The sequence below is a fragment of the Sphingomonas cavernae genome, from assembly GCF_003590775.1.
Lineage (GTDB): Bacteria > Pseudomonadota > Alphaproteobacteria > Sphingomonadales > Sphingomonadaceae > Sphingobium_A > Sphingobium_A cavernae.
Window position 1 is genome coordinate 142,849 of record NZ_QYUM01000002.1, and the last position, 23,153, is coordinate 166,001.

Here is a 23,153-nt window from a genome sequence, read left to right on the forward strand (position 1 = left end):
TCAACAGAGTCTTGCAAATGAAGTCCAGCCCAAAAATGTCCCCGGTTCAGCCGGTTCGTCCCGTCGCACCCTATATCGGCGGCAAGCGCGCGCTCGCAAAGCGCCTGACTGCCCTGATCGACGCCATCCCCCATGACACCTATGTCGAGCCCTTCATCGGCATGGGCGGCATCTTCCTGCGCCGCCGCATGCGCCCCAAGGCCGAGGTCATCAACGATATCAGCCTGGACGTGACCACGCTGTTCCTGATCCTGCAGGAGCACTACGGCTATTTCGTCGATCATCTGCGTTTCAGGATCACGGGCCGCGCCGAATTCGAGCGCCTCGCCAGCATCGACCCCCAGCGCACGCGGATGACCGATCTTAACCGGGCCGCGCGCTTCCTCTACCTGCAGCGCACGGCCTTCGGCGGGAAAGTTAGCGGCCGCCATTTCGGCGTCGATCCGCGGAGCGCGGGGCGCTTCAACGTCAGTCAACTCGAGCCCATGCTTGCGGATCTGCACGAGCGGCTTGCGGGCGTCATTATCGAATGCCTGCCCTATGCCGAGCTGATCGCGCGCTATGATCGCCCCGGCACGCTGTTCTATCTCGATCCGCCCTATTTCGGCTGCGAGCGCGACTATGGCGCTGGCGTCTTCGATCGCGCGGACTTCGAGACCATGGCTGCCCAGCTCGCCACGATTCGCGGACGGTTCGTGCTGTCGATCAATGACCACCCGGAAATCCGCCGCGTTTTCGCGGGCTTCCATTTGATCGAAGTCCAGACCACCCGATTCGATCGGGATGAAGAGCAAGCCCGTGGGCGAGCTGATCATAACCAACATCGCGGATCTGGCGCCGATCGCCGCCAACGATCGGGAATGACGCTATAGCGCGTTGATGTAGAGTCGATTGCACAGCAACGCACCCGCGCACGGCTCAGGCACCTTGGCCATGCTCCGGCGCCATGAACCGCGCGCAATCCGAAGACCGCCCCATGGGCGACCTGATCCGCCTCGGCACTATTGCCGAGGTGGATTTGGCGGGCGCGCGCTGCACCGTCGATCTGGACGATGAGCTGACCACCGATTGGGTGCCATGGTTCGCGCCGCGCGCGGGCGAAACCGCGATCTGGTCGCCGCCCAGCGTCGGGGAACAGGTGCTGTTGATCAGTCCGGAAGGCGACATGGAATCGGCTGTCGCGTTGCTCGGCGTCTATTCCGACGACAATCCCGCCCCCGGCGACAGCCTGACTGAGCTGATCCGCTTCAAGGACGGCGCGATCATCTCTTACGATCCCGAGGCGCATGCGCTTTCCGCAATCCTGCCCGATGGCGCGACGGCCGAAATCACCGCGCCGGGCGGGCTCACCATCACGGGCGACGTCACGATCGAAGGCGATGTTACGATCAACGGAAAGGCCGAGGCCAGCGAAGACGTTGTCGGCGGTGGGATCAGCCTGAAATCGCACAAGCATGGCGGCGTGGCCGCTGGCGGCGCCAAGACGGCGGTGCCCGAGTGATGCTCGACGACACCCCCATGATCTGGTCGTTGCTCATCTGGGCCACCATTGCGCTGGTTTGCGTCCTGCTCGGCGGGCCGTGGTGGCTCCTGATCACCCTGCCCCTTGGCTGCGCCGTCCTGCTGCCTTGGGGGCTCGCCATCATTCTCGCCTGGGCGATCGCACACTGATGCGCGGCATGGACGCCACCACCGGCAGGCCGCTTGAAGGGCTCGATCATCTGCGCCAGTCGATTGCGGATATCCTGTCCACGCCGATCGGCACGCGCGTGGCGCGCCGGGACTACGGATCGCTGCTGTTCGAGCTGCTCGATCAGCCCATGGCCGGATCTGGCCGCATCCGCCTCTACGCCGCAATCGCCGTTGCCCTGTCCCGCTGGGAAAAGCGCCTGCGCCTCAAGCGCGTTGCGATTGAGCGCGGCGACACGCCCGGCGCCTTCACCGTCACGATCGAAGGCATCCGCACCGATTCACCCGCGCCCAACAGCTTTGCCCGTCTCACCGTCCCCCTGCGCACCACTCAGTAAGGAGCCCTGAAATGCCAATCCAGCACGGCATCAAGATCATCGAAATCAACGAGGGCGTCCGCACGCTCAGCACGGTTGCCACCGCAATCATCGGCATCGTCGCCACCGGTCCCGCCGCCGACGCCGTCACTTTCCCGCTCAACAAGCCCGTGCGGGTCACCAATCTCGCCGACGCGATCGAAAAGGCGGGCGCGACGGGAACGCTGCGCAAGGCATTGCAGGCGATCTACGACCAGGCGCAGCCCGTCGTCGTCGTCGTCCGCGTTACGCCGGGCGCCGATGAGGCTGCGACCAACACCGCTGTTATCGGCGGCACCGTTGAAGGGCAAAAGACCGGCATGCAGGCGCTACTGGCGGCCGAAGCCCAGATCGGCGTCAAGCCGCGGATCATCGGTTGCCCCGGCCTCGATACGCAGGCTGTGACAACGGCACTGGTGAGCGTCGCCCAGAAGCTGCGCGCCTTTGCCTATGCAAGCTGCTGGGATTGCGACAGCGTCGAGGACGCGGTGCTCTACCGCGCCAGCTTCTCGGCACGTGAGCTTATGCTGATCTGGCCCGATTTCCTCGCGTGGAACGTCGATACCAGCGCCGCGGATACCAGCTTTGCCGTTGCGCGTGCGCTGGGCCTGCGCGCGCGGATCGATCAGGAGGTCGGCTTTCACAAGACGATCTCCAATTTCCCCGTCAACGGCGTCACCGGCCTTACCCATGACGTGCATTGGGATCTGCAGAGCAGCGCCAATGATGCGGGCCTGCTCAACGACGCGGACATCACGACGATCGTCAACGCGAATGGCCGCCGTTTCTGGGGCAACCGCACGACGTCCGACGAACCCCTGTTCGCCTTCGAAAGCGCCACCCGCACGGCTCAGGTGCTTATGGACACGATCGCCGAGGGCCTGCTCTGGGCAATCGACAAGCCGCTGCGCCCCTCGCTGATCCGCGACATCGTCGAAACGATCAATGCCAAGTTCCGCGCGATGAAGGCGGCGGGCCTGATCATCGACGGTCAGTGCTGGTACGACGCCAGCGTCAACACCACGGATCAGCTCAAAACCGGCAAGGTCGTGATCGACTACGATTACACGCTCGTCCCGCCGCTCGAAGGCCTGACGCTCAACCAGCGCATCACCGATCGCTATCTGGCCGACTTCGCCGCTGATCTCGGCGCCTGATCCAATCGGGCGGCCGTCGCGCCGCCCCCTCTTCCCTCGATCAAGGAGCACTTCGCATGGGCATCCCCAGCAAACTCAAGGACATGATGCTGTTCAACAATGGCAACAACTATCTGGGCCAGATCGCGAGCGTCACGCCGCCCGTTCTGACGCGGAAAATGGAGGAATGGCGCGGCGGTGGGATGAGGGCGCCGGTCAAAGTCGATCTGGGCATGGAAGCGCTCACCATGGAATGGACCTGCGGCGGCTTCATGCGCGAGGTCATGGCGCAGTGGGGTGAGCCGACGCTCGACGGCATCCAGCTCCGTTTCGTCGGCGCCTATCAGCGCGACGATACCGGCGCCTATGACACCGTCGAGATCGTGGCGCGCGGCCGTCACGAGGAAATCGACATGGGCGAGGCCAAGGTCGGCGAGGATACCGAATTCTCCGTCACGACCGCGCTCGCCTACTACAAGCTCAGCGTCAACGGCTCCGTCGTTCAGGAATTCGACCTGCTCAACATGGTCGAGATCGTCAACGGGGTCGATCGCCTGTCCTCGGCGCGCAACCTCTTCGGCATCTAACCCCTCTCCCCCCTGACGGCCCCGCCCCCTCGGGGCCGTCCCTTTTCGCTTCAAGGAAAGCCGACAATGTCCGACGAAAATTCGAAGCTCCGCAGCGTTACACTCGACGAACCGATTCAGCGCGGCGACACCACGATCGACAAGGTCCAGATCCGCAAACCGCAGTCGGGCGAGCTACGCGGCCTCTCGCTGGTCGAGCTGGGCCAGCTCAACGTCGACGCGCTGTCGAAGATCCTGCCCCGTATCACCATCCCGACGCTGACGCCGCAGGAAGTCAGCGCGCTCGACCCCGCCGATCTGCTCGCCATGGGGGGCATTGTCGGACGTTTTTTGTTGCAGAAGTGGCGGCTCACGGATGCCCCCGATCAGTAGAGGATGCGATGGCCGACGTGGCGGTGGTGTTTCACTGGCCACCGCAGGCCATGGACGAAATGCCCCTGTCTGACCTGATGCTCTGGCGCACCAAGGCGGCCGAGCGCTCCAAGCCCACCGAGACAAAGAGGAAATAGCCGCCATGGCCGACCGCGACCTGAAACTGAGCGTGATTTTCGAGGGGCTCGATCGCCTGACCGGCCCCTTGAAGAACATCACCAACGCTTCAGGCGGCGCGCGCAAGGCCATGTCCGAAACGCGCGCAGAGCTGAAGGCGCTGACGGCCGCGCAGCGCGATATCGACAGCTTCAAGCGCGCAGAGACCAAGCTCGGACTCGACACCGAGGAAGTGACCAAGGCGCGCGCGCGCCTGGCCGATTTGAAGCGTGAGCTGGACGCCATCGAGCAGCCGACGAAGAGGATGGCGGCCGCCTATGCCGCAGCCGAGCGCAACGTCGCGCGGCTCACCGATCGGCACGAGGAAACCGGGCGCGAGTTGCAGACGCTGTCCACGCGGCTCAATTCCGCGGGGATCGACGTTGCCGAGCTGGGCCAGCACGAGGATCGCCTTGCGCTGCGCACGCGCGAGGCCAACAAGGCGCTCGCCGAGCAGAAGGCCAAGCTCGATCAGGTGGCCAAGGCGCGGCGTCAGTCCGACGAAATGCGCGACCTGAGCGGCAAGCTCGCTGCCAGCGGCGCGGGCATGATTGCAACCGGCGTTGCTGCGGGCGCTCCCGTGCTGGGTGCGGTCAAGGATGCGATGACATTCGAATCGGCGATGGCCGACGTTCGCAAGGTGGTCGATTTCGCGCCGCCCGGCTCATTCGAGAAAATGAGCGACGACATTCTCGACCTGAGCACGAGAATCCCGATCGCGTCGGAGGGGCTGGCGCAAATTGCGGCTGCTGCCGGTGCCGCTGGTGTCCAGCGCAACGAGATCGTCAAATTCACCGAAGATGCCGCAAAGATGGGTGTGGCCTTCGGCGTGTCTGCTGACGAGGCCGGCGCCATGATGGCGAAATGGCGAACAGCGTTCGACATCGGGCAGGGTGATATCGTGGGGTTGGCGGATCGCATCAACGCGCTCACCAATGCCTACGGCGGCAAGGCGGATGCGGTTTCCGAAATTGTCACGCGCATCGGTCCGCTCGGTAAGGTAGCTGGCGCCACCGCGCCGCAGATCGCTGCAATGGGCCAATTGCTCAATGCGGTAGGCATCGAATCCGAGATCGCGGCCACCGGCATCAAAAACACAATGCTTGCCCTTACCAAAGGCACCGCCGCCACCAAAGGGCAACAAGGTGCCCTAAAATCTCTCGGTCTGGAGGCGAATCAGGTCGCTAAGGACATGCAAGCCGACGCTGGCGCGACGATCATGAACGTGATGCAGAGGATCGCCAAGCTGCCGAAGGAAGCTCAAGCGGGCTTGCTGACGACCCTGTTCGGATCGGAATCCGTTGCCGCGATCGCACCCCTTCTCGTGAACCTCGATCGCCTGCAGGCCAATTTCAAACTGATTGGCGATCAGGGCGCCTATGCGGGCTCGATGACGAAAGAGTTTATCGCCCGCATGGAAGCGACCGAAGGCATTACCGGCATCGCGGGTAATGCCCTGAACGCGCTCAACATCGAGCTGGGGACGGCGCTGTTGCCGACCGTGAAGGAACTGGCGCTTTGGCTCCGCGATCTCGCTAAGGAGTTCCGCGGATGGGCGCAGGAACATCCTCTGCTTGCAAAGGGCCTTGGATTGTTTCTTGGCGTCGGATCGGCCCTTCTCATCATAGTCGGCGGTCTCGGCATCGCCTTCGCGGCGCTCACCGCGGCGGCGGCCCCGCTCGGCATCGCCCTCGCGCCGCTGCTGCTGATACTCGCGGCGGTGGCTGCGGTCGCGGCGGCTGCGTGGCTGATCTACGACAATTGGGGAGCGATCTGGGATTGGTTCGGGCGCGCGTGGCAGACGCTCAAGGATCTGTTCTCCGAGGGCATCCAGTTCCTGATCAGCGCCTTCCTGCGCTTCACGCCGCTCGGCTTGCTCATGATGGTCATGAACCCCGCGATCGCGTGGCTGCGCAGCCTCGATTTCGCGACGATCGGCCGCAATCTCATTCAGGGGCTGATCAACGGCATCACCAACATGCTCGGCGCGCTGAAATCGACGATCGTCAACGCGGCCAGCTCGGCCGCGAACTGGTTCAAGCAGAAGCTCGGCATCCATTCGCCGTCGCGCGTTTTCATGGGGCTCGGCGGCTTCGTGATGGAAGGGCTCGCCGATGGCATTTCGGCGGGCCAGTCCGATCCGATCCGGCGTATCAGCGCCGTTGCTGGCCAGATGACCGCCGCGATGGCGCTGGGCGCCGCCACGCCCGCGATCGCAGCAGTCGGGCTGGCACAGGGCGCGGGCGCATCGGCGGGCGCTATGCAAGCTGCCGCTGGCCCCAGCTACACCATCAGTATCAAGGCCGATGGATCGAACGCAGACGCGATCGCCAAAGCGGTGCGCGAAGCGATCGACCAGATTGAGCGCGACCGGCGCGCCAATGCCCTGTCCGCCTACGACGACGATTGAGGGACCGGAGCGATCGCAGTCGAAGTGGTTTTGGTTCGGCGTTCGTGATCGCGACCAAAGGAGAAATGCCCCATGATGATGAGCCTCGGCATGTTCGTTTTCGAGATCCCCTCGCTGGTCTATCAGGAGCTGCAGCGGCGCACGAGCTGGAGCCATGCCCAGATCGAGCGCGTCGGCGCGCGCGCAGCCAATCAGTTCACCGGACCGGGCACCGAGACGATTGCACTTTCGGGGACCACGGCGGCAGAGCTGCAGGACGGCCGCGCGTCACTCGATTCCCTGCGCGAAATGGGCGATCAGGGCGAGGCGTGGCCGCTGGTCGACGGCGCCGGGACCGTGTTCGGCAACTATGTGATCGAGGGGCTCGACGAACGACACAGCTATTTCGCGCCCAATGGAACGCCGCTCAAGATTGACTTCGGGCTCGATCTGTTGCGCGTCGACGACGCGGCCGACGCTCAGGCGGTAACACAGCCGCTATGAGCGATCAGGCCAGTAACGTCCCGCGCGCGCGCATCACGCTCGACGGCAAGGATCTGTCGCCGCTCATTGACCCTCGGCTTGTCTCATTGCGCCTGCAGGAAAAGCGCGGGGATGAGGCCGATCAGCTCGATATTGTGCTGAGCGATACGGACGGCAAGCTGGCCCTGCCCTCGCCGGGCGCGGTGCTGCGGCTCGAGTTGGGCTGGGAACGCGGCGACAATGTGTCGGTGGGGCTGATCGACAAGGGCAGCTTCAAGGTCGACGCGATTGGGCACAGCGGCCCGCCCGACGCGGTCACCATCCGCGCCCGATCGGCCGACTTCACCAGCAAGATCCGCGGGCGCCGCGATCAGAGCTGGCGCGGCAAGTCGCTCGGCCAGATCATCCGCGATGTCGCTGGGCGAAACGGGCTCAAGGCGCATATCGACCAGGCGCTCGGCGGCAAGGTGCTCAAGATACTGACACAGAGCCGCGAAAGCGATATCGCCCTGCTCAAGCGACTCGGCAAGGAACATGACGCCGTCGCGACCGTGAAGGACGGAAAGCTGATCTTCGCGCAGATCGGCAAGGGGACGACGGCCAGCGGCGCGTCGATCCCGCGGCTGACGATCCGCCGCCGCGACGGTGACAAGCACAGCTACGATATCGAAAAGCGCGACGAATATACGGGCGTCACCGCCAAATGGCGCGATGCCAAGGGCGCGAAGCGCAACAAGGTCACCGTGGGCGGCGATGATAACGCCAAGGCGCTCAAGCGCGTTTATCCCAGCGAGGCCGAGGCACGCCGCGCCGCGCAGGCCGAGCGCGGCCGCATTCAGCGCGCCACGGCGAAAATGACCCTGACCCTCGCCTATGGCCGCGCGGATCTATATCCCGAGCGCAAGGCGAAGGTGCAGGGCTTCAAGGCCGATATCGACGGCACCGACTGGCTGATCACCGAGGTCACGCATGAAATGAGCAAGCGCGGCCTGACCAGCCAATTGCAACTGGAAACGGCCGCTTAGCGGGCGATCTAACTTTGGGCTAGGCGGGCACTCCTATGCTGCCTGCGCGATCGCCAGCAGCGCGAGGCTGCGCGGATCACCCGACTGGCGGATATAGTCGATCACGCGCCTTTCGGTCGGCGAAACGGTGCGCTGCCCGGTAAGGACGTACAGAACATCCATACCCGCCAGCGCCATCATCTCGACGCGATTTCCCTTCCGGGCGCCTGAATCGGTCTGCTCGATCGTCCGAATGATCGACTTACTGAAACCCGGCACATGCTCGAAGCCATGCCCCGTCAGCGCTTCCCAGCGCAAACGCTCTTCGCGAAAGCGCTCGCCGAGCCGCAAGCGCATGCCATCCTGCCAATCCTCGTGGTCGATCTGGTCAATGAGCGGCGGCGGGTACATACCAAATTTGCGGATCGAGGGCAGGACTTCGGTGAACAGCCATTTGGCGAAGCTCTTGGCCACCGCCTTTCGGCTGCTGAGCGTCAAAGCGTAAATGCCGGGCTCGTTCGTGATCGCGATTTCCTGTCGGCCACCAAGGGTGTCCATACTATGGACACCCTTTTGGTAGTCATCGAGCCGCTGCGCAGCATTTCGCGGGTTCGCGATCTCCAAAATCGCGCAGACATCGTTGAGCACCCACCACGGTTCGCCGTCGCGCAGGATCATGCGGACGTCGGCGCTTTCAAAGTGCAGGGGGACCAATGCCGACATGATACGCTTCATCCTCCGAGTTTGCCTAACTATGTCCAATCGAATGAAAGTCCAACACCATTCGTTGAGCGCGAAGGTTGGCCGATGGCAAAACGGGGTGCGCGTTCAATGCCCAAATCGGAAAATCGGATGATTACCTAGCCGATGCGCGAGGTGCGGCGTAGAAACCGTTGTCCAGGCGAATATCCCGCAACCCCATGAGCATTTTTAGCGCTGCGTTCCGCTCATCGGGTGCAATATTTCGCCAAATATCGAGAGCGCGAATATCCTCGGCTTCCATATCGACCGCCTGCGGCGCGTGGTTACCCGTCAGAACATACCAGACGTCGGCGCCTGATCGGCTGATCGCTTCGAGATAGACGATCGTCGGCGAATTCTGGTCCGCCTCATAGGCCGCCTGCGTTCGCCTGCTGACGTCCGCCAGCTTGCCAAATTCCTCCTGTGTCAGGCCCAGACGCTCCCGCTCTGTGCGAATTCTTGACCCTGCCCCACCCGCAAGATGCATATTTTTTCCCATCATACTTGACGGTGCGAAGTTTTTCGCACATTCATTGTGCATAATTATGCAGATTATGGCGCATTGAGCATGAAAATCGAGTCTGGCCCGAGTGGCGATGTTCAGAATTCTGATCAACCGTGCTCCGGCATCGACCCGGCGCGTCTGGCTGCGGCTAAAGACCGCCTTGATCGCGCAGGCATTTCCGTGCGCGATTGGGCTAGGCGGCGTGGACGAATTTGATCCAAAGCCGGATGGCAGCGAGATGGACCATGCCGAGGAAACTTGAGGGCGTTTGATCGTAGCGGGTGGCGACGGCACGATTGATTTTCAGCTTGCCGAACATTCGCTCAATGCCGTTTCGCTGCCTGTAGAGCTGCCGATCGTGCTCGATCCTTTCTCGGCGATTGGAGCGCGCCGGGATGACAGCCTGTATGCTGCGGCTCGCGAGATCGGCGCGAATGGCGTTGGTGTCGTAGCCTTTGTCGGCCAGCAGAGCCGCCGGAGCGCGGTCCGGCAGGCGGATCAGCGTGTCATAGGCCGTGCAGTCGGCGGCTTCACCACCAGTCAGGTGGAAGGCGACGGGGCGTCCTCGGGCATCAGCCAGACAGTGAAGCTTACTGGTGAACCCGCCCCGCGAGCGGCCAAGAGCGCGTCGACAAGTCCCCCTTTTCCGCCCGCTGCCGAGACATGGGCGCGAAGGGTGGTGCTGTCGATGCTGTAGTGTCCGGTGTCGGCCATGATCTCGGCAAGCGTCACCGACACGGCCTCCCAGACCCCGGCCTCGCTCCAACGACGGAACCGCCGGTAGATCGTGTTCCAATTGCCGTATTTTGGCGGGACATCGCGCCAAGCAGTCCCACAGCGCAGCCGCCAGAGTATGCCGTTGACTATCGAGAGATTCTGCTCAGGCCTGCGGCCGCGCCCTCGGTTCTCTGGCTCGATCGGCAGCAGACCCTTCAGAACGCGCCATTCTGCTTCGCTCAGATCGCCCCGGCTCAAACCTGCCTCCAAAAGGCAGCCTTGAATCAACCCACACCGTCCACGTCAACCAATTCGTCCACGCCGCCTAATCAGCACAATTTCCCAGAAGCCCTAGTTTACACGATCCTCCGCGGGCAGCGCCGCTGCAAGCGTGGCCTGTCGCACCGGATAGCGGTTGCCCTTGGCATCAAGGACAGTGACGCTGTCGCGCGGGCCGAACTTCGTGGTGGCGATAATGACTGATCTCCCCCTTCCCTTCGGGCGCACCATAGGGAAGCCCGCTCCGGTCGTCGCTTGCGATCGGAGCGGGATTTTGCAGCTCGGCGACGATCGCTACACCGAAGCACTGGCGGTGGTCGAGGATCACCGGAAGCCATCCTGCAGCTTCGTGCAGCGGCATTTGCGGATCGGCTACAATGAGGCGGCTCGCTACGTCGAACGCATGGAGGCAGAGGGGCTTGTTTCGAGCCCGAACATCGCGGGTGCTCGGCGTTGGATCGGAGATCGGCTTTCCTGCACGTGCGGCGAGGTCCACGACGCAAGCGATATCGAGGCCCGTGCCACGATCCTATCCGCGAACGCCTTGCGCGCGTCGCCGGATGCCGATGGCGGAACCTCCAACTGGCCGACGTCAAAGGCGGCGCCTGAGCATGCGGTGGCGGCCTGATCGGCGAGACCGTAAAGCGTCACGATATCGGGATTTCCCTCTGACGTTTTGGCCAGCGCGGTCGAGCGCGCATCGCACGCTTTCACGCTGCCCAGAAACTTGGTCCAAAGCGCCTTGGTTTCAACGCCGAGATCGCCCTTTGGCGCTGCCGCGTTGCCCTTCGTCGTCGCGCTAGGTCCGTCGATGATGGCCCCGGCTACGAAGACGACGAACGATCCGAGCAGCACGTATCCGGCCCGCTTGCGGGAGACCGCTGGGATCGGCCGCACCAGAAACACAACCCCGAAGCAAAACCCTACCATCGCCAGCAACGCCAGCGTCAATCCCATCGTCATCGAATCCCCCGAGTTAAGGTATTGCTTCAATAGACAGAATTATTGGCACCCCCAAGCGTCGGCATCCCATTAACCCGAGCGGCGAACCGATTCCTCGGCGACATTCTCGTGCGGCGATCCGCGAAGCTGCAGCGCCTCAACGATGCGCCGCACGGCCGCGCGATCGATTTCGTCCAGGCTGTCATATTGCCTGAGCATGGCGACCACCTCTTCACTTAGATTCGCGGGCGCAGCGCTCTGCCCCGTCAGGACAAACCAAACGTCTATGCCGCCCGCATCGAGCGCCGCGAGGTAAGTGACGGTCGGCGACGTCTGGTCATTTTCATAAGCAATTTGAGACCCCCTGCTGACGCCACCAATCTTGCCGAAATCCGCTTGGCTGATGCCGCGTTTTTCGCGTTCCTGTCGAAGCCGCGCTCCGATCTCGGTTGCGATGTTCATAATTCTGTACGCTCCCCCTTGACGCAGTTTAGAATTCTGGACATACGTTGTGCATAATTATGCAGATTATGGCGCATTGAGCATGAAAATCGAGTCTGGCCCGAGTGGCGATGTTCAGAATTCTGATCAACCGTGCTCCGGCATCGACCCGGCGCGTCTGGCTGCGGCTAAAGACCGCCTTGATCGCGCAGGCATTTCCGTGCGCAATTGGGCTAATCAGCACAATTTCCCAGAAGCCCTAGTTTACACGATCCTCCGCGGGCAGCGCCGCTGCAAGCGTGGCCTGTCGCACCGGATAGCGGTTGCCCTTGGCATCAAGGACAGTGACGCTGTCGCGCGGGCCGAACTTCGTGGTGGCGATAATGACTGATCTCCCCCTTCCCTTCGGGCGCACCATAGGGAAGCCCGCTCCGGTCGTCGCTTGCGATCGGAGCGGGATTTTGCAGCTCGGCGGCGATCGCTACACCGAAGCACTGGCGGTGGTCGAGGATCACCGGAAGCCATCCTGCAGCTTCGTGCAACGGCATTTGCGGATCGGCTACAATGAGGCGGCTCGCTACGTCGAACGCATGGAGGCAGAGGGGCTTGTTTCGAGCCCGAACAGCGCGGGTGCTCGGCGTTGGATCGGAGATCGGCTTTCCTGCACGTGCGGCGAGGTCCACGACGCAAGCGATATCGAGGCCCGTGCCACGATCCTATGCGGCTGCGGCTCTGGGGTGGCGGTGCCAGAGCGCGAATGGCGACCAATGCACCAGATGCCGATCGGCGATCAGCGCAATTACGTTGCGCAAGTGCGCGGCGGAAAGGGCCAAACTGCCTTGGCCTACTGGACTGGTCGCTTCTGGGCATATGCGCCGATCAGCGAAGATCCGAAGCAATTGCCCTTTCATCCAATCGTGCATCGCGCCGCGATGTGGGCGCGATCGAGCAGCCCACGGCCGCAGCTCGATTGGCAACCGCGAATTGGCGAGGAAGTCGAGCTGACCGCAGATTTCCTTGAGCGTTGGCCGGAATGGAGCGGGGCTCGTCTCTGGGTTGTCGGCCTCAACCATCAACGCGGCAAGCCGGGCATCAACGTGACGGTATCCGAGGAATGGCCGACCACGCCTTCTTCCTACGGATTCACCGATGATTTCTGGATAGACCGGCCCGGCAAGGCTGATGATCTGCAGCCGCTGACCAGCACGGATCGCGGCGCATGACCAAGGCCCGCCCTCCCGTCAGCTTCGCCCAGGCGATCGCGCGTATTGCCGGTCGCATCGGCTACGACGTCGCCGCAAAGGTCGCCGATCGCAGCGAGCGTACCGTCTATCAATGGGCCGATCCCGACACCGACACCACGCCCACGCTCGCGCAGGCGGTTGCTCTCGACACGGCCTATGCCGAGGCAGGCGGCGAAGGTTCGCCCATCCTCGACACCTATGCGCAGATTTTCGATCGCGTCTTTGCCGACGCATCCGCTGATCGGAACGCGCTGGCGCAATCAGCGGCGCTCGCCTCGCTCGAAGGAGGCCAGTTCGTGGCGGCATTGATCGCGGCGGCTATGCCGGGCGCTACGCCCGCTCAGATCGCGCGTGCCGAGGCCGAGGGGGAAGAGGCGGTCAACGCCTTCAAAAATTCGATGCGCCAGCTCAGCCGCTTGGCCGCTGGCAGGGGTTCACAACCGGGAGGGTCGAAATGAGTGAGAGTAGCTTTAGCGAACAACCGGCGCGCGTTTCGCGCCAGCGCGCCCCGATGATGCATTGTCCACACTGCGATGGGCGGTCGCACGGCCGCACCAGCACGCGCCTGAGCCCGACATATCGCGAGGCGACGTATATCTGCCAGAACATCGCCTGCGGCCATGTGTTTGTGGTCGGCATGGAAGCCATCCGCACGCTGCGCCCCTCGGCTCTGCCCAACCCCGAGGTCAAGCTCCCGATCGCGCCGCCCCGCGCCAAGGGAACGCCCGCCAACGACAATAACGAACCGGTCCAGCTTCCGCCCGCGGCCAATGACACCGTGAGGATCGAAGCGGGCTAAGCCGCGCGGCGCCCGCCGCATCCGACCCCTTCCAATCTGAAATGCCACCCGGCTGCACCGCTGCCGGGATCGGCCCCGCCTTGCCTGAAAGATCCCGATGCACGCCGATTTGCTCAACGAAGTCCTGCCCCGGTTGAAGCGCGATTTCAGCTTCGAGCCCAAGGGCACCTATCTGCGCAAGGGTCGCTGCCCCGACTGCAAGAAGCGCGAAATGTATGCGCGTGCCGAGGCGCCTTGGGTGCTCCGCTGCGGCCGCCTCGATCGCTGCGGAACCGAAATCGAGATCAAGACGCGCTATCCCGACATTTTCGAGGATTGGTCGAAACGCTACCCGCGCAGCGAGCGCGCGCCGCATGCCGCCGCCGACGCCTATCTCGCGCACGGCCGCGGCTTCGACCTGCAAAAGCTGCGCGGCCACTACACCGAGGAATATTACAAGGATTCTAAGACGGGCATGGGCAGCGCCACCGTGCGCTTCCAGCTCGCCTGCGGCGTCTGGTGGGAACGCCTGATCGATCAGCCCCAGCGCTTCGGCAAGATGAAGGCCCGCTTCTCCTATGAGGGCACCTATGCCGGGCACGTCTGGACGCTGCCGCACCTGTCGCTTGAGCAATATGCAGACGCCGCGCAGATCTGGTTTGCCGAAGGCATCTTCGACACGATCGGACTCAATCAGGGCGCAGGGCTCGCGGCCGCGTCCACCATGTCGTCGAACAACTATCCCGCGGAGTTTCTCAAGCAGATCCACGCGATCATCGCCGCCCGCGGTCCAGGCGCCCGGCGCCCCAAGCTGATCTTCGCCTATGACGTCGGCCGCGCAGGCGTCGAGTTCACCCGCGACTTTGTCGAGCGCGCGCGGGGCGATGGCTGGGAATGCGGCGCTGCTCAGGTGCGCCCCGATGGCGAGGGTCATAAGCGCGACTGGAACGACCTGTTCATTCGCAAGGAGCTGACGCCCGAAAAGATCGAGGAATACCTCTGGAACGGCGACGTCACGATCGCCGCGACGGCGCCGGAAAAGGCGTTCCTGCTCTACAGCCGCGATCGCTATGCCACCTTTCCCTTCACCTTCCGATCCAAGCAGCTCTGGGCAGAATACAGCCTCGCGCGGATCGAAGAGCGCGTCATGGAAATGGGCGAGGACAAGGCGCTCAAGGAACTGACCTACGAGGCGAAATGGGACATGGCGGCGCGCGACGCGTGCGAGATCCATGAAATCGCCAATTGCACCTTCCACGCCCTCTACTGGCAGCATGACGAAGCGATCGACGACAGCGCATATTATTTCCGCGTCGATTTCCCCGGCAAGCAAAAGAGCATCAAGTCGACCTTCACTGGTGCGTCGATCGCCGCGGGCGCCGAGTTCAAGAAGCGCCTGATATCGATCGCCCCCGGCGCGATCTGGACGGGCAGCACGGGCCAGCTCGATCGCATCATGCAACGCCAGCTTGTCGGGATCAAAACCGTCGAGGCAATCCAGTTCACTGGCTACAGCATCGACCACGGCGCCTATGTGCTCGGCGATATCGGGGTGAAGGACGGCCGCGTCTATCAGCCCAACGCCGAGGATTATTTCGATTTCGGCAAGACGGCGCTGAAACTGCGCAGCGCCGAGCGCGTCCTTGCGATCAACTATGACGCCGAAAAGCTCGATCTGCGCTGGGCGGGCTGGGTCATAACCGCATACGGCCCCAAGGGGCTGGTCGCCCTCGCCTTCTTCTTCGGCTCGCTTTTCGCCGAGCAGATCCGGCGCGAGCAGAAGAGCCTCGCCTTTCTGGAAATGACCGGCGATCCCGGCACCGGCAAAACCACGCTGCTGGAGTTCCTCTGGCGCCTGCTCGGCCGCGATGCGTACGAAGGGTTCGACCCGGCAAAGGCGACGGCCGCGGCGATCGCGCGCAATCTCGGCAAGGTCGCCAACCTCCCCGTCGTCCTGCTCGAAGGCGATCGCACGCAAGAGGTGCCGCATAGCCGCCGCTTTGAATGGGACGAGCTGAAAACCGCCTATAACGGCCGCTCGGTTCGTGCACGCGGTGTCGCCAACGGCGGCATGGAAACTTTCGAACCGCCCTTCCGCGCCTCGATAGTCATTGCCCAGAACGCGCCCGTCGAAGCCTCGGCCGCGATGCACGAACGCATCATGGCCATCCATTTCGACAAGGCGGGATGGAGCCCCCAGACCAAGGCGGCGGCCGAGAAGCTCGAAGCCACCGCGACTGATGACGTTTCGGGCTTCATCATCCACGCCCTACGCCGCGAGGCCGACGTGATGAAGGCATATCGCGCCGCCTTCGCGCAGCACGAGCAGCGCATGGCCGGGCTCAAGGACGTGCGCAATGGCCGTCTGGTCAAGAACCACGCCCAGCTCGCCGCGATGTTCGATGCGATGCGGCTGATCGTCACCAACATCAACGATCGCGACGCCGCAGCCGTGCAGGATTTCATGGATGACATGCTGGTCGAGCGGCAGCGGACCATCAACAAGGATCACCCCGACGTCATCCTGTTCTGGGAGCGCTTCGACTGGCTCAACAGCCAGATCGCGGCCGACAGCGACAACCCGATCAACCACAGCCGCGATCCCGACAAGATGATCGCCATCAACCTAGTCCAGTTCGAGCAGAAATGCGGCGACAACCGCCTGTCGCTGCCGCGCATGAACGATCTCAAGAAGCTGCTGAAAACGTCGAAAGAACGCAAGTTCGCGGGCTCGAAACCCATCAATTCGCGCACCGGCAAGTCCGTCTTTTGCTGGTGTTTCGAGCCTGCGCCCACCCACCGCTGAAACCGAAAGGGACCGTCATGCAGACCGGCCTAGATGAATTCGCGCACGCCTCGCGCCTCCGCGACGGCAACATTCGCGGCGCCCGCCCAGGCGTTCATACCGCCCGCATCCAGAGCAGCCGCCGCGCGCGCCGCAAGGCACTGGCCGAAGCTGGCGAAATGCTCGGCGCAATCGCGCTCGTGATCGTCGCGGTGGCGCTGGTATGAACGCCCCCCTGCGCATGGCCACGGTGTCAGATGGGATGGGCGGCATCCGGCACGTGCTGCGTCCGGCACCGCCTCCGGCCCCGGCGAACAGCCGTGGCAAGAAAAAGCGCCATGTCCCCGATCCGATCAAGGCGAACCCGGAATCCGCCGCTCAGCAACTGCGCCTGTTCATCGAGCGACTTGAGCGGATGGATGAAGAAATCCGGGGAATGCAGGACGATCGCAAGGACGTGCTCAATGAGGCGAAAGCCAACGGCTACGACACCAAGACGATCGGCACGATTCTCAAGCTGCGGCAGCTCGATCCGAACAACCGGATGGAAGCCGAGGCGCTGCTCGAAACTTACAAAGCCTCGCTGGGGATCGAATGATGCGCCCGGTTCATGCCGATCGGTGGCGCGCCATCGCCATCATCGCCCGGCTCGAGTTGCGCGATCGTCGCCGCGCGTTCGCGGCCGAAAAGGCGAAGGGCGGCGAAGCGGCCTCGCTCGCGACCAAGGACGGTGCCGCATGGGCGGCGATCGCTGCCGACTGGACCTATTACACGACGCATGTTCGTCCGAAGGCACCCGACGTCACTGCCGATGACAAGTTGGGCGCGATCGACCGCGAGCTGCAGCGCTATGACCGCCTCGCGAATTCTGGCGGCCTGACGCCCCGCGAACGCCGCCGCCGCGCCTTTCTGGAGGCGATGCGCTGGCATGCCGAGCCGCGGGCCTTCGGCATCGAATTTTGCGTCGCCGTCACGATCGAAGCCCGGCGCCGCCGCGCAACCAACGACAATTTCCACACCAACGAAAGGAACGCCGCATGACTGACGGCCGTCATTTTCCCGATATCGAGGGCTGCAACGTCGCGGTCCAGCTCGATCATCACAAGGGCAAGCCCGGACTGCTCTTCACCGTCGAGCTGCCGAACCAACGCGGGAAGATCTCGGATTGGTTCCGCCCGTACAAAACGGAGCAAGAAGCGATCGCCGGTATGACTGTGCTGACCGCTGCTGACGTTGTCGTCGTCGCCCGCGAGGCGATGAATTTCGACAACGAAATTCCGTTCTGAGCCCCCACGATGAACCGCAACACCAAGCGCGATCACATCGCCGTCAAGACCATCGTCGCCCTCGCCGCGATCGTCGCCGCCACCTTCATCTTCATCGCCCACCTGACGGGCAACCGGAGCCGCTGACATGAGCATCGAACCGCCACGCACCCGGAATATCGGGCAAACGAAAACGATCGCCAAGCGCCTGCGGGCGAACTTGGAAGCGCTCGGATTCTTGATCAACCACGGTCGCTGCCTCGAAGCCGTCGCGGCGGGCTTCGGCTTCAACAGCTACGCCCATATGCGCGGCGACGCTGGCGCGGCAAAGCCTTGGACAATCCTGCGCGCCGCCGATCGTCTCATCGCCCTTGCTTCGTCGATCGACCTGCCTTTCGCCGATGCGATCCGTGCGCTCGATGCCGCGATCAGCATCCCCGTGAAGGAGGCGGCAGAATGAGCACCGAACCCGAAGCCGCCCCCGATCCGCGCGTCGAAGCGATCGCCGGTCACATCACTGCCGGGATCTACTCGGCACCGCTCGCACAGGCGACGGCGCGCCAGCGCACCCTTGCGCTGAGCGTGGCAGACAAAATCGTCGCCGCCGAACAGCCGCCCAAGGCCGTTTGGATCGGGTACGACCCGTCGTCCGAAGCCGCAGTCGAAGGCATCCGGGAAGCGATCAGGAACGCGAAGGGTCCGGGCAAGTTCCGCAACCTGTTCCTCCACGCCCCCGAACCGGCCTCGCCCGCGGCTGAGATCACGCGCTACCGCAACGGCCTGATCGCGATCCAGAAAGCATGCGCCAATGGGAGGATCTGCGACGACGTCGCATGGTTCGACGATATCACCACGCTCCACGATTTTATCGAAGAGCTGCTTTCCCCGAGCGCGCCTGCTGTCGTCGCGGATCTGTTCGAAGGGCCTCGGGCGTGATCGCTTACGCAGCACGCACGGGCACGCGGCGGAATTTAGCTGCACTTCGTCAAGCGGGGTGGCGGCTCATGGTTTCCGCCCGTGGCGTCCTTCGCACCGAAGGCTTTCCCTATGCCCTCGACAACGGCGCATGGACGTCATTCCAGCGGTCGGAACCGTTCGACGTCGAAGCGTTCGAACGCGCGGTGCGCCAGCTCGGGGCCGAGGCTGACTTCATCGTCCTGCCCGATATCGTGATGGGCGGACTCGCGAGCCTAGAATTCTCGAAGGCATGGCTGCGGCGCTTGCGGCGTCGCAAAGCCCTTCGCGATCGGACGTTCCTGATTGCGGTCCAAAACGGCATGGAGCCCGCTCATCTGCGGCGGCTTATCGGCCCGCGGGTCGGTATCTTCATCGGCGGTGATACCGCATGGAAAATTGCCACAATGGGACAATGGGCGAATCTCGCCCGTCGCCGTGGCGCTATTTGCCATGTCGGCCGCGTCAATACCGCTAAGCGCATCCGGCTTTGCGAAGCCGCAGGAGTGGACAGCTTCGACGGATCCAGCGCGAGCCGCTTTGCGGTCACGGTGGCGCCGCTCGATCTGGCCCGCCGCCAATCAGACCTTGAAGGATATCTGGCGAGGATCGCGGCATGATCGCAACCGTTCAGATCGGCCCGCACCGCCTCTTTCTCGGCGACGCTTACCAGATCCGCGCCGCGCTGGGCTGGCAGGATGCCGACGTGCTCGACCCGCCTTTCAAATACAAGGCGGTCGGCGCGGGCAATATGCGCAAGAAGCGGCAGGCAACCCGGCTCGTGATCGAGCAGGACATGCATAAGGGGTTCGATATCCGCATCATCAATCCGCTGCTCTGCGGCTCGGTGGTGGTGTTCTGCCACAATGATCAGATCCCCGAGGTATCGGCGCATCTGAAAGGCAGTTTTCAGCGCTTCGTGATGGCGGGATGGCGCAAGTCCAACCCCATGCCCGTCTGCAACAAGCACTACCTTTACGACACCGAATTCTATTTTCACGCCTGGACAAAGGGGCACCATCCCCGCGGCGAATATGCGGACAAGCGCCGATTCGTCGAGGCGCCCGTCGCGCCCTCCAAGCGGTTCAACCATGGCACGGTCAAACCCGATCGCGTGATGGACAAGATCCTGACCAACGTCGCAGGCGCCACGATCTGCGATCCCTTCATGGGAACCGGCAGCACGGGCGTCGCCGCCATCAAGGCAGGCCGCATCTTCACCGGGATCGAGCACAACGCCGAGCACTTCGAAACGGCTGTCAGCCGCATCCGCGAAGCCTTTGAAAGACAAGCAGCATGAGGAACATGATCAAGGTGGGCGACGTCCTGCCGATGCCCGCGGGGTATGACCCCGAAGCCCTGCGCTACGCCATCGCCCGCCGTGGCCTCACCGAGCGCACCGCGCGCAGCGCATCCACCAACCAGCGCGCCAAAACCGCCCGCCTGATCATGGCAGCGATCGCAGATCAGCACAGACGCGCCACCGATCCGATCGAGCAGGCGGCCGCCTTCCTGCGCCGCCGCGGCTTCGTCGTCTTCAATCAGGGCCAGATCGATAGCGCCAGCGGCACCGGCTATGTCGTCGGCCGCAAGCGCTTCGACACCTCGGCCGAGCTGCTCGACTATGCCCGCGCGCGAGGGTGGCAGGGATGAGCTGGGCACAAAGCGCGAATTCGCTGTTCACCGAAGTTGAGGCAGCAAGGTGGTTGAAGATCTCGCCTCGAACGCTGCGCAAGGAACGGCAGGACGGAAAGATCCACTATGTCTTGATCCGCAGCGCGGTCCGCTACAGTTTCGACGATCTAACCCGATACATTGAGAATGCACGCACATGCCAATCTACCAGCGAGAAGGCTCCCCCTATTGGTGGTACACATTCTCGATCGACGGTAAGCGATTTCGAGGAAGTACGGGCGAGACGAAGGAGCGCGCGGCGCTCTTAGCCGAAGCGGAAAAATATCAGCTTGAGCGCGGTCGCCCAACCGCCGATCAGGCATGGCGATTGCGAGAGGTACTCGGCACGTTCTGGACTGAACATGCACAGCACCTTTCAAGCGCCAGCGACATTTTCTTTCACTTCGAAATGCTCTCACAATTTCTAGGCCCGAGCCTGCCTATTTCAGACGTGACGAACGCTAAGCTGCTCGACTATCGCGCGGCTCGCCGCGGCGGCACGATCGAGGCCACCGAGGAATTGGTGCGGGATCGGCCGAAGGCGTGGCGTCATCGCATGATCACCAAGACCGGCTTTATCAGGCCGGTTGCACCGCAGACGGTGAACCGCGATTTCGCCCATATTCAAGCCGCAATGAATTGGGCTCGCGACGTGCACGGAAAGCCGATGCCGACGATCGCCTGGACGCGGCTAAAGTCCAAGGAAGCGCCGTTTCGTGTCCGCTTTGCAGCAGCCACTGAATTCGAGCAGCTCATGAGCGGTGCGCATCCAGCGATGCGGACGATCATATTATGCGCCGTCACGACTGGGCTTCGCCGCGCAAATATCCTCGGCATGCAATGGCATCAGGTCGACCTGTCGAGCTGCACGATCACGTTGCCACGCGTGAAGGGCGACAAGCCGCACAGCGTGTCGATCGCGCCCGTGCTGCGGGCAGCTCTGGCGCGGACGCCGCCCAACCTGCGCAAAGGGCCAGTATTCGACGCGACGAATTACAAGCGGCGATGGCAGGGCGCCGTCAAATCGGCCGACCTGCGCGATTTCCGGTTTCACGATTTGCGCCACACCTTCGCGAGCTGGGCTCGGCAAAATGGCGCGGATCTCGCCGACATATGTGAGGCCCTAGATCACAGCAGCGTGGCGGTTACGCAGCGCTACGCCCACATCCAACCCGAGACGACGACAACTGCCTTTGACCGGGTTGCAGATCTGCTCGCGTCACAATCACGGTCACAATCGCGGAAAAAGCGGGCCTGAAAGTCGCAGAATTCTGCGGCTGAGAGCGGATTTCAAGAACAGATTAGGAATCTGATGCTCTATCCTGCTGAGCTACGGGCGCTCCGCCAAGCTGGTTAGGGCGACAGCCACGCCGGGTCAATTGCGTGCTTGGGGCGGAACAACGGGAAACGGCAGCGCGGCGACCTCGACACCTTCGTCGACCAGCGCGCGGGCCTGTTCGACGGTGGCCTGGCCGTGGATCGTCCGTTGCTCGGTTTCGCCCAAGTGCATCGCGCGCGCCTGGTCGGTGAAATCCGTGCCCACCCACTCCGAATTCTGAAGTGCCGACTGTTGCGCGCGGGCAAGCGCTTCAAGCGCCATCTTCATCTGGTCAGGCGCAGGTGCAGCCAGTTGCACAGTTTCGCCGCCGCCCCGATTGCCCTTGGGCGCGACATTGGGCGCCATGATCGCCTTGCTGACATCCACGTCCCCACACATCGGACAGGCGATCAGCTTGCGCGCGCGCTGTGCTTCATAATCCGCGCTTGAGCCGAACCATGCCTCGAAAACATGGCCCGAGGATGCGCAATGCAGGTCAAAGACGATCATCCGAACGTTTCGGGCGAAGGGATCGGCCGTCGGTGCGCCAGCACGGGGATACGCGCACGCACATCGTCGAGTCGCGTAAAGTCGATATCGGCAAAGCCGAGCCCCGCGCCTTCCCCCATATCGAGCAGTATCTCGCCCCACGGGTCGATGACGAGCGAATGGCCATAGGTCTCGCGCCCGTCCTGATGCAGGCCCGATTGCGCCGCGGCGATGACGAAGCATGCCGATTCGATCGCGCGCGCGCGCAAGAGGGTATGCCAGTGGGCGCGTCCCGTCGGCACGGTGAAGGCAGCCGGCACCGTCAGGATTTTCGCGCCGGCATCCGAAAGCCGGCGATAGAGCTCTGAAAAGCGCAAGTCGTAGCACACGGATAAGCCTATCGCGGCCCAGGGCGTTTCCACAACGACTGCACGCTCACCGGGAGCATAGGCGGCCGATTCACGCCAGCTTTCGCCGGTCGGCAGATCGACATCGAACAGATGCATCTTGTCGTAATGCGTACGCACGGCCCCGCTGCCGTCGATAACGAGCCCGCGATTGACAAGTCGCCCGTCGTCGCGCTCGCCCTTCAGCGCCAGCGATCCGATATGCACCCACAGCCCCGTCGCGGCCGCAGCCGCGCGGACGGCGGCAAGCACCACGTCCGAATCGGTATCGCTGAGGTTGGCGGCGGCGCGCTCGCGGTCGCGGTCGAGCAATCCCGACATTTCGGGGGTGAACAGCATATCTGCGCCGCCCGCGCGCGCGTCCCTGATCGCCGCGACGATTGTCGCGGCGTTGCGTACGGGGTCGACCCCGCTGGTCATCTGCAGAACTGCGACGCGCATC

At 63.3% G+C, this 23,153-nt stretch carries 36 protein-coding genes and 1 pseudogene; 29 read left to right on the forward strand and 8 right to left on the reverse strand.

Annotation, left to right across the window (positions count from 1 at the left end; translation table 11 throughout):
• Positions 1–17 precede the first annotated feature (17 nt).
• The 11 genes from D3876_RS00965 (at position 18) to D3876_RS01010 (ending at position 8,193) form a co-directional block, all read left to right on the forward strand.
• Positions 18–872 (forward strand): DNA adenine methylase, encoded by an 855-nt coding sequence (locus tag D3876_RS00965; protein WP_119759269.1) that lies wholly within the window; start codon positions 18–20, stop codon positions 870–872.
• 74 nt (positions 873–946) lie between these two features.
• Complete coding sequence (locus D3876_RS00970) at positions 947–1,501, forward strand: phage baseplate assembly protein V (protein ID WP_119759270.1); 555 nt, start codon at positions 947–949, stop codon at positions 1,499–1,501.
• Entirely contained in the window at positions 1,501–1,671 is a 171-nt protein-coding gene (locus tag D3876_RS20325; protein ID WP_182911825.1) for a hypothetical protein, read from the forward strand. The genes D3876_RS00970 and D3876_RS20325 overlap by 1 nt, the downstream gene beginning before the upstream one ends.
• A gap of 8 nt (positions 1,672–1,679) precedes the next feature.
• On the forward strand, positions 1,680–2,027 hold the full coding sequence (locus D3876_RS00975) for a GPW/gp25 family protein (RefSeq protein ID WP_338014297.1): 348 nt from the start codon (positions 1,680–1,682) through the stop codon (positions 2,025–2,027).
• An 11-nt stretch (positions 2,028–2,038) separates the two neighbouring features.
• Positions 2,039–3,202, forward strand: coding sequence for a phage tail sheath protein (locus D3876_RS00980; protein ID WP_119759272.1), 1,164 nt, complete (start codon positions 2,039–2,041; stop codon positions 3,200–3,202).
• Positions 3,203–3,258: 56 nt separating this feature from the next.
• Positions 3,259–3,768: a phage major tail tube protein gene (locus D3876_RS00985; RefSeq protein ID WP_119759273.1), complete on the forward strand. Its 510-nt coding sequence runs from the start codon at positions 3,259–3,261 to the stop codon at positions 3,766–3,768.
• Positions 3,769–3,834: 66 nt separating this feature from the next.
• On the forward strand, positions 3,835–4,140 hold the full coding sequence (locus tag D3876_RS00990; RefSeq protein ID WP_119759274.1) for a phage tail assembly protein: 306 nt from the start codon (positions 3,835–3,837) through the stop codon (positions 4,138–4,140).
• 8 nt (positions 4,141–4,148) lie between these two features.
• Positions 4,149–4,277: a GpE family phage tail protein gene (locus tag D3876_RS00995; protein WP_119759275.1), complete on the forward strand. Its 129-nt coding sequence runs from the start codon at positions 4,149–4,151 to the stop codon at positions 4,275–4,277.
• Between the two features lie 5 nt (positions 4,278–4,282).
• Complete coding sequence (locus D3876_RS01000) at positions 4,283–6,706, forward strand: phage tail tape measure protein (protein WP_119759276.1); 2,424 nt, start codon at positions 4,283–4,285, stop codon at positions 6,704–6,706.
• 72 nt (positions 6,707–6,778) lie between these two features.
• On the forward strand, positions 6,779–7,189 hold the full coding sequence (locus D3876_RS01005) for a phage tail protein (protein ID WP_119759277.1): 411 nt from the start codon (positions 6,779–6,781) through the stop codon (positions 7,187–7,189).
• Positions 7,186–8,193 (forward strand): contractile injection system protein, VgrG/Pvc8 family, encoded by a 1,008-nt coding sequence (locus D3876_RS01010; RefSeq protein ID WP_119759278.1) that lies wholly within the window; start codon positions 7,186–7,188, stop codon positions 8,191–8,193. The genes D3876_RS01005 and D3876_RS01010 overlap by 4 nt, the downstream gene beginning before the upstream one ends.
• A 33-nt stretch (positions 8,194–8,226) precedes the next feature.
• Here D3876_RS01010 and D3876_RS01015 read toward each other — a convergent pair whose 3' ends face one another.
• The 4 genes and pseudogenes from D3876_RS01015 to D3876_RS20670 form a co-directional block, all read right to left on the reverse strand.
• Entirely contained in the window at positions 8,227–8,895 is a 669-nt protein-coding gene (locus D3876_RS01015; protein ID WP_182911826.1) for a BRO-N domain-containing protein, read from the reverse strand.
• 133 nt (positions 8,896–9,028) lie between these two features.
• Positions 9,029–9,529: a helix-turn-helix domain-containing protein gene (locus tag D3876_RS01020; RefSeq protein WP_147417553.1), complete on the reverse strand. Its 501-nt coding sequence runs from the start codon at positions 9,527–9,529 to the stop codon at positions 9,029–9,031.
• Between the two features lie 82 nt (positions 9,530–9,611).
• Entirely contained in the window at positions 9,612–10,244 is a 633-nt protein-coding gene (locus D3876_RS01025; protein ID WP_338014295.1) for an IS5 family transposase, read from the reverse strand.
• Positions 10,214–10,423 (reverse strand): annotated as a pseudogene (locus tag D3876_RS20670) (transposase); the annotation flags it as partial. The pseudogene D3876_RS20670 and the gene D3876_RS01025, both read right to left, overlap by 31 nt.
• Here D3876_RS20670 and D3876_RS21165 point away from each other — a divergent pair.
• Entirely contained in the window at positions 10,415–10,618 is a 204-nt protein-coding gene (locus D3876_RS21165; RefSeq protein WP_119759281.1) for a helix-turn-helix domain-containing protein, read from the forward strand. The pseudogene D3876_RS20670 and the gene D3876_RS21165 sit on opposite strands and share 9 nt — an antisense overlap.
• On the opposite strand, the gene D3876_RS20675 is transcribed toward D3876_RS21165, so the two are convergent.
• Positions 10,563–10,742, reverse strand: coding sequence for a hypothetical protein (locus tag D3876_RS20675; RefSeq protein WP_238475179.1), 180 nt, complete (start codon positions 10,740–10,742; stop codon positions 10,563–10,565). The genes D3876_RS21165 and D3876_RS20675 overlap by 56 nt on opposite strands.
• On the opposite strand from D3876_RS20675, the gene D3876_RS21300 reads away from it, so the two are divergent.
• Entirely contained in the window at positions 10,728–11,042 is a 315-nt protein-coding gene (locus tag D3876_RS21300) for a DNA translocase FtsK (protein ID WP_476661960.1), read from the forward strand. The genes D3876_RS20675 and D3876_RS21300 overlap by 15 nt on opposite strands.
• A gap of 404 nt (positions 11,043–11,446) precedes the next feature.
• Here the strand turns inward: D3876_RS21300 and D3876_RS01040 are convergent, their stop codons facing one another.
• Positions 11,447–11,818, reverse strand: a complete 372-nt coding sequence (locus D3876_RS01040) for a helix-turn-helix domain-containing protein (RefSeq protein ID WP_119759283.1) — start codon at positions 11,816–11,818, stop codon at positions 11,447–11,449.
• Positions 11,819–11,900: 82 nt separating this feature from the next.
• Here D3876_RS01040 and D3876_RS01045 point away from each other — a divergent pair, with 82 nt between their 5' ends.
• From D3876_RS01045 to D3876_RS01120, 16 genes are all read left to right on the forward strand, one after another.
• Positions 11,901–12,188 (forward strand): helix-turn-helix domain-containing protein, encoded by a 288-nt coding sequence (locus D3876_RS01045; RefSeq protein WP_119759284.1) that lies wholly within the window; start codon positions 11,901–11,903, stop codon positions 12,186–12,188.
• Positions 12,189–12,258: 70 nt separating this feature from the next.
• Positions 12,259–13,020 (forward strand): DNA translocase FtsK, encoded by a 762-nt coding sequence (locus D3876_RS01050; protein WP_220475401.1) that lies wholly within the window; start codon positions 12,259–12,261, stop codon positions 13,018–13,020.
• Positions 13,017–13,499: a hypothetical protein gene (locus tag D3876_RS01055; protein ID WP_119759286.1), complete on the forward strand. Its 483-nt coding sequence runs from the start codon at positions 13,017–13,019 to the stop codon at positions 13,497–13,499. Before D3876_RS01050 ends, D3876_RS01055 begins: the two co-directional genes overlap by 4 nt.
• Positions 13,496–13,840 carry an Ogr/Delta-like zinc finger protein gene (locus tag D3876_RS01060; protein ID WP_220475402.1) on the forward strand — a complete coding sequence of 115 codons (345 nt, stop codon included), beginning with the start codon at positions 13,496–13,498 and terminating at the stop codon, positions 13,838–13,840. Before D3876_RS01055 ends, D3876_RS01060 begins: the two co-directional genes overlap by 4 nt.
• Positions 13,841–13,937: 97 nt before the next feature.
• Positions 13,938–16,625, forward strand: a complete 2,688-nt coding sequence (locus D3876_RS01065; protein ID WP_119759288.1) for a toprim domain-containing protein — start codon at positions 13,938–13,940, stop codon at positions 16,623–16,625.
• Positions 16,626–16,642: 17 nt separating this feature from the next.
• Positions 16,643–16,831 carry a hypothetical protein gene (locus D3876_RS01070; protein WP_119759289.1) on the forward strand — a complete coding sequence of 63 codons (189 nt, stop codon included), beginning with the start codon at positions 16,643–16,645 and terminating at the stop codon, positions 16,829–16,831.
• Positions 16,828–17,202, forward strand: a complete 375-nt coding sequence (locus tag D3876_RS20685; protein WP_420801927.1) for a DUF2312 domain-containing protein — start codon at positions 16,828–16,830, stop codon at positions 17,200–17,202. The genes D3876_RS01070 and D3876_RS20685 overlap by 4 nt, the downstream gene beginning before the upstream one ends.
• Positions 17,202–17,645 carry a hypothetical protein gene (locus D3876_RS01080; protein WP_147417554.1) on the forward strand — a complete coding sequence of 148 codons (444 nt, stop codon included), beginning with the start codon at positions 17,202–17,204 and terminating at the stop codon, positions 17,643–17,645. The genes D3876_RS20685 and D3876_RS01080 overlap by 1 nt, the downstream gene beginning before the upstream one ends.
• Positions 17,642–17,890 carry a hypothetical protein gene (locus D3876_RS01085; protein WP_119759291.1) on the forward strand — a complete coding sequence of 83 codons (249 nt, stop codon included), beginning with the start codon at positions 17,642–17,644 and terminating at the stop codon, positions 17,888–17,890. Before D3876_RS01080 ends, D3876_RS01085 begins: the two co-directional genes overlap by 4 nt.
• A gap of 127 nt (positions 17,891–18,017) precedes the next feature.
• Positions 18,018–18,329, forward strand: a complete 312-nt coding sequence (locus D3876_RS01090; RefSeq protein ID WP_119759292.1) for a glyoxalase superfamily protein — start codon at positions 18,018–18,020, stop codon at positions 18,327–18,329.
• Positions 18,326–18,805, forward strand: coding sequence for a hypothetical protein (locus D3876_RS01095; RefSeq protein WP_119759293.1), 480 nt, complete (start codon positions 18,326–18,328; stop codon positions 18,803–18,805). The genes D3876_RS01090 and D3876_RS01095 overlap by 4 nt, the downstream gene beginning before the upstream one ends.
• Positions 18,802–19,443: a hypothetical protein gene (locus D3876_RS01100; protein WP_147417555.1), complete on the forward strand. Its 642-nt coding sequence runs from the start codon at positions 18,802–18,804 to the stop codon at positions 19,441–19,443. Before D3876_RS01095 ends, D3876_RS01100 begins: the two co-directional genes overlap by 4 nt.
• The gene (locus D3876_RS01105) at positions 19,440–20,123 is read left to right on the forward strand and encodes a DNA methyltransferase (protein ID WP_119759295.1); all 684 of its coding nucleotides are present in this window, start codon (positions 19,440–19,442) and stop codon (positions 20,121–20,123) included. The genes D3876_RS01100 and D3876_RS01105 overlap by 4 nt, the downstream gene beginning before the upstream one ends.
• Positions 20,120–20,476: a hypothetical protein gene (locus D3876_RS01110; RefSeq protein ID WP_119759296.1), complete on the forward strand. Its 357-nt coding sequence runs from the start codon at positions 20,120–20,122 to the stop codon at positions 20,474–20,476. The genes D3876_RS01105 and D3876_RS01110 overlap by 4 nt, the downstream gene beginning before the upstream one ends.
• Positions 20,473–20,766, forward strand: a complete 294-nt coding sequence (locus tag D3876_RS21175) for a helix-turn-helix domain-containing protein (RefSeq protein WP_119759297.1) — start codon at positions 20,473–20,475, stop codon at positions 20,764–20,766. The genes D3876_RS01110 and D3876_RS21175 overlap by 4 nt, the downstream gene beginning before the upstream one ends.
• 59 nt (positions 20,767–20,825) lie before the next feature.
• Positions 20,826–21,755 carry a tyrosine-type recombinase/integrase gene (locus D3876_RS01120; RefSeq protein ID WP_182911827.1) on the forward strand — a complete coding sequence of 310 codons (930 nt, stop codon included), beginning with the start codon at positions 20,826–20,828 and terminating at the stop codon, positions 21,753–21,755.
• 117 nt (positions 21,756–21,872) lie between these two features.
• On the opposite strand, the gene D3876_RS01125 is transcribed toward D3876_RS01120, so the two are convergent.
• Together D3876_RS01125 and D3876_RS01130 are read right to left on the reverse strand one after the other, a co-directional pair.
• Entirely contained in the window at positions 21,873–22,325 is a 453-nt protein-coding gene (locus D3876_RS01125) for a DUF1178 family protein (RefSeq protein WP_119759299.1), read from the reverse strand.
• Positions 22,322–23,152 (reverse strand): carbon-nitrogen hydrolase family protein, encoded by an 831-nt coding sequence (locus D3876_RS01130; RefSeq protein ID WP_119759300.1) that lies wholly within the window; start codon positions 23,150–23,152, stop codon positions 22,322–22,324. The genes D3876_RS01125 and D3876_RS01130 overlap by 4 nt, the downstream gene beginning before the upstream one ends.
• Position 23,153 lies beyond the last annotated feature (1 nt).